Origin of the sequence: Thermophagus xiamenensis (assembly GCF_900112795.1) — a bacterium.
Lineage (GTDB): Bacteria > Bacteroidota > Bacteroidia > Bacteroidales > Marinilabiliaceae > Thermophagus > Thermophagus xiamenensis.
This window is the reverse complement of sequence record NZ_FONA01000042.1, coordinates 1-4923: the sequence shown is the minus strand read 5'-3', so window position 1 is coordinate 4923 and position 4923 is coordinate 1. Positions and strand designations below refer to the sequence as shown.

The window sequence follows — 4923 nt, the reverse complement described above, 5'->3', positions numbered from 1 at the left end:
TTCGAGGTTGAAAAGTGCTCTACTTGAGACTCCTATAACTAAAATATCTGAAAAATCAATAGGCATGCTGTCTTAATTTATTTTGGCTATAACGGTAAATTGTACGAGTAGTGGCAGATTGCGTGGTAGTTTCCTGTCAAACCGTTAGGCAGTTTGTGCGGGCTACACACCCTGATATTTAGCACTGAACCTGCCATTACTTATACAAAATGTTATAGGCTTTACTTATTTTGCAATAAAATCTTCAACCTTAAATGTAAAAATGTACTCATTTATGGTTTCTTCTATTTTTAGTGGCAAAAGAACTCTCACTTCTTTACCTACATATTGTTGAGTCAGGGCATTTAATTCTTCTCGTGTATTTGCTCTATTAGGAAACATTGGTTTTGTTCTCCAGCCACCATATTGACCACTTACATAGTAAATATTGTCAGTCGGAACAATTATGTCATCAATATTTGCATTCTTAACAACTACGGTCGGTGGTTGAGGATTATTTCGGTCTATATATTTTACTCCTGCGTGCATAACTCTGCCACTTGAACCATTAGGGTCAACATAAACTGCTTCATCCCAAATTATTTTTATTGAATGGTCAGTTTTGTTTTTCAAAGTAAACCCAAATTGTGTGGAAAGTGGAAGCCAAACAATTTTAATCATGTCGTCTTCATAACTATACTTTGTTTTACCTTCTTCTTCAAAATTTACGATTTTAGATTCACCGTATCTTTCTTTTGCGTTTTCAGGTCTTTCAACTTTTTGAAGTCCAATATTGTAAAAACCTTGATAAGTCATACAATTTGTCATCATAACCGCAAGAATTAATGCGTAAAAAACTTTTCTCATAACAATCTCCTTTTAATTGTTAATAATTTATTTGTAGTCTGTTTTTAGTATTGCCCATAACGGTTGGTACATGCTGTCGGGGCGGATTTCGGTGAGCTTTCCTGTCCGTAGGACACGGAAATGAGATGCCATATTCCGCAATTGGTGTACCACCGAACCACGCTCTGCAATATGTATATTGTTGAACTAAATCCCTACGGGACAGCCCATACCAAAAATAGCATAAATTATTTTAGTTACAAATGGTAGAAACTGAATTATTCACCTTAAAATAATACAGTTGTGAGAAAAAGACAGGTTTAACGATTGTTGAGCAGCCCATGGTACTTGTTCCTGAATTTAAAACCGAAGCATCAGGTGGAGCTTCGTGGTCAGAGCGCAAGTACGCAAAACAATTACATCCGGCGCATTGCTTTGTTTGTTTTTCATTTTGAGAAAAGTCTACGGGGGTCGGGTACAAAAAAACGGTACCACTCAAAGGAGAAGAGTTTCTGCGTCGATTCTGTTTGCATGTTAGGCCGGATGGTTACGTACGCCCCCGGTCCGGTATCGTATTGCCTGAAAGGTGGGTTTTAAGCCAAAAAGCACCTAATCTTTAACTTTTGAGTTACAACAAGCACTCTTTTTTGAAGCCCCAAAGGCTAAAAACAGCACAATGCAAGTAGGCGCATTCTTTCTAAAAAACATAAAAAACGACTGTAGGTCCATAATATTCAGTTGTAGTCTGCCGGGATGTAGTTCAACCTAGGGTAATCGGTAGGGGCGTGGTGAGTGCTCATGTTCCTATATATTATGTGGCGTTATTTATTGATTATCAGGGTTTGTGGCGTCTTTTTTATCTTTGTCTTTTTTAAGCATCATTGGAATAGCACCAATAATTAAAAAAACAATAATCCAACCGATTAAACCTAATCCAGCTTGTTGTGTTACAATGGTTTCCATGTTAATTTATTTTATATTAGTAATTCTAAATGATTTTAAAGTATTATTCAAAGTAGATGACCAGTAATCTTTCTCAGAAATTCGGTATGATATTGTTAATGAAACAATTCTGTCGTAATTCATGAATCTATACAAATCAACCATTACGTATGGTTGGTCTTTAAATTGTCTTTTATAACTCGCATGAATACAAGGCATTCCGTTAATTTCATTAATACTTAATGGATACCACTCGATAAGCTTTAGAGGAGTATTATAAAAACCTTGTTGTACTTGATTTTTAAATTGATTATTCAATTCAGATAATTCAGTAGAGGGTACAATTATCTGTTCATTAAGTCTTTGGAAATCGTTTGGGTTACCTTCAATGGTTTCAACCATTACTCTACAATATTTGCTTAATGAAGTTTCGTTATGTTCATTTATTCCTTTGGGTTGAAGGGTTAATTTTGATTCAAGAAAATCAACTTTCCAAATATTTTCTATGCTGTCTTTATATTCTTGATTTTTTATTCTGTATTTACCAGCTTGTATTTCGAGTATTGGAGATAAATCTATTGTACCAATATCCTTTATTTCAATACGTTTCCAATCTTTTATTGGCTTACCAATTTCAAGCGGTAATTTATTTTTAGTTGAAGGAATTTCTTTTTTCTTATTAAATGTGGTTAAAAACGAACCTGTATAAAGAGTGACTTCTGAAATTGAATCATTTTCTAATTTTACTGTAAAATCCCCTTTGTATGTTCTATATTTAAGTTCATTCGGAGAATTATTATACGTAACCGTTCTTATGGTAAATTCTTCATTTTCTATCTGTCCGTCAACATTCATTTCAACTGAAATAGAGTTTTTTTTGAAAATGATTTTGCCAAATACATCTTTATTTCCAGAATCATCACTCTTTTTGTATTCGATATACATTACAGAGTCAAATTTATACTCCTGTTCTGTTCTATCTTCATTTTTTACTTGATTTGCACAACTCCCTAATATTAAGGTGAGCATAATTAGAAAAAGATAATTTAATTTCATGAATTATAGCGTTTTGAAGTGAAGTTAAAACCTATTACCGAAAGCCCTAAAAAGACTATTGAAAGAATTATTTGAGGAAAATCACCATAATATATGCCAGAGAAAAACGAAAAAATTGCAGATGAACCAACTGCTCCAGAAATTGCATAAATTACTGCTGTTCCTCCTTGTTTACTTGTTTCAACTATGACTTCTCCAATTAGTTTAGCAAAATCAGAAAAAGACATTGAGGCATATTTTTCAGCTTGCTTTTTTGCTGAGAATGTCCAGTTATTTAAATCAGGGTCTTTGTAATTTGATTTTTGTTTATCCGAAGTACTGTTACTTGCGGATTGATATTCATCAAAAACAGGTTCTTCCTTTATTTGTGTACTTGTAGCAAAATAAAAATCGTATTCAATATTATATTTAATCCTTGCTTCTTCATCTGACAAAATGAGATAGGCTTCATTTATTTCAATGAATCTATCGTGAGCTTCAGGACTTTTGTTTTTATCTGAATGCCATTGCAATGCAAGTTTTCGATATGCTTTTTTTATTTCTTCTTTTGAAGCAAATCTGTCAACTTGCAAAATATTGTAAAGATTTGGAATCATTATTTTGTCAAATTATTTTCACCATTAGGTTTTTGAGTTTTATCGAGTTTAATTTCTGTAGATTCTTCAACTTTAGGTTTTTTCCACATTGCTCGAATGCCATAAAACAATCCTAATGCTAATAATCCAGTAAATGTTTTACTGGCACCAGCGGCAGTTAATAGTCCAGAAATAAAGATGAACCCAACTATTAACAAAATAGTTACTGCAACTTTTCCTCCTTTGCTCATGATTTTTTGTTTTTAAAATTATTGAATAGTTTAAATTTATTTGTATCGGTAAGCCAATCATATTCAGTATAAAATTTTGTTCCACTTTCGTCTTCATATTTTACTAAAATCTTGGCATCCTTCATTAAGGTTTTAATATTTGTTTTTAGGTAATCATCAGCTTGGATATGTGTACCTGTTGTATTTTGAATAATTTTAACTTTAAAATCTCGCTTTTCATTTGCTAACAAAGGTTCTATTTTCCCAATTTCTTCATTAATATATGTTTTGTGAGGTGTGTTTATATGTTTAATATCAATTGAATAGGCTGTCTGTGATGAATTATTTCGTATTTCCAAAATATGATTCCAGAAAAGCTCCCAATATTGATTTGGTATATCTATGCCGAGTCTTATAATTAGTGGATTATTATTAGTATATCCTTTTGTAAGTCTACCCCAGTCAGTTTTTTGTTGATGCAATACAATTCTCGGTCTTAGAAACCATTTTGAAATCAAACTTGTCAACAGTCCAACGCCACCAATTATCATTGCAATTAGAGGTTCATATTCTTTTGTTTTCAAATACCATAAAGTCGAAAGAATCAAAACTATAATCTCAGCAAGAATGGTAATCGTATTTTTTAATATTCTCATTTCGTATTAGGTTGCTGTCTTTTTATAATGCCACATAACGTTTCGCATAAGAATAGTAGCCGATTGCGGGCTTCATTCTTGTCAAGATACAATAAAGCTGAAGCGGGCTACAACCTTAGAATTTACTACTATTACGGCTGTTATTTTTATACATTGTTATAGCCTGAATTTTGATTATTTGTCATTTGTTTTAATTGATTTGTCTAGTTTTATTTCTTTGGGTTTTATTTCTTTTAATGGAGAATCAAATGCATAAGGGACTTTCCCTGAAGGAACAACTTTTGAGGATTCTGTCAGGTGAACATCTTGGTCATCAAAGAAAATATGTGCTCCAAAAGCCTTTAGTATTTTATCTTTTGAAAGTCCGCCTAAAAAATATGCTTCATCAACATATACTCCCCATTTTCGTAATGTCTTAATCACTCTCATGTGGGAAGGTGCATTTCTTGCTGTAACAATTGCAATTCTCAATGGAGAAAGCTCTATTGTTGTAGGTAGTTCCTCTTGAATCTTAGAAAGTTTGATTAATAATGTGGCAAATGGTCCTTCTCCTAATGGTTCGTCTTCATGTTCTGACTCATATTGATGAAAGGCAGCCATTCCTTCTTTTTTGTATCTAGCCTCTGACTCATCAGAAAA

The 4923-nt window shown here is 32.7% G+C and carries 7 protein-coding genes; all 7 read right to left on the bottom strand.

Annotation, left to right across the window (positions count from 1 at the left end; genetic code table 11):
• Positions 1-225: 225 nt before the first annotated feature.
• The gene (locus BM130_RS14975; RefSeq protein ID WP_010526862.1) at positions 226-846 is read right to left on the bottom strand and encodes a hypothetical protein; all 621 of its coding nucleotides are present in this window, start codon (positions 844-846) and stop codon (positions 226-228) included.
• Positions 847-1650: 804 nt separating this feature from the next.
• The gene (locus BM130_RS15515; protein ID WP_157998100.1) at positions 1651-1788 is read right to left on the bottom strand and encodes a hypothetical protein; all 138 of its coding nucleotides are present in this window, start codon (positions 1786-1788) and stop codon (positions 1651-1653) included.
• A gap of 6 nt (positions 1789-1794) precedes the next feature.
• Positions 1795-2796 (bottom strand): hypothetical protein, encoded by a 1002-nt coding sequence (locus BM130_RS14970; RefSeq protein WP_217645618.1) that lies wholly within the window; start codon positions 2794-2796, stop codon positions 1795-1797.
• A gap of 23 nt (positions 2797-2819) precedes the next feature.
• Positions 2820-3419 carry a J domain-containing protein gene (locus BM130_RS15775; protein WP_010526864.1) on the bottom strand — a complete coding sequence of 200 codons (600 nt, stop codon included), beginning with the start codon at positions 3417-3419 and terminating at the stop codon, positions 2820-2822.
• Positions 3419-3649 carry a hypothetical protein gene (locus BM130_RS14960; RefSeq protein WP_010526865.1) on the bottom strand — a complete coding sequence of 77 codons (231 nt, stop codon included), beginning with the start codon at positions 3647-3649 and terminating at the stop codon, positions 3419-3421. The genes BM130_RS15775 and BM130_RS14960 overlap by 1 nt, the downstream gene beginning before the upstream one ends.
• Entirely contained in the window at positions 3646-4284 is a 639-nt protein-coding gene (locus tag BM130_RS14955; protein ID WP_010526866.1) for a hypothetical protein, read from the bottom strand. Before BM130_RS14955 ends, BM130_RS14960 begins: the two co-directional genes overlap by 4 nt.
• A 174-nt stretch (positions 4285-4458) precedes the next feature.
• Positions 4459-4923: 5'-nucleotidase (locus tag BM130_RS14950; RefSeq protein ID WP_139217726.1), on the bottom strand; the 465-nt coding region annotated here is incomplete at its 5' end.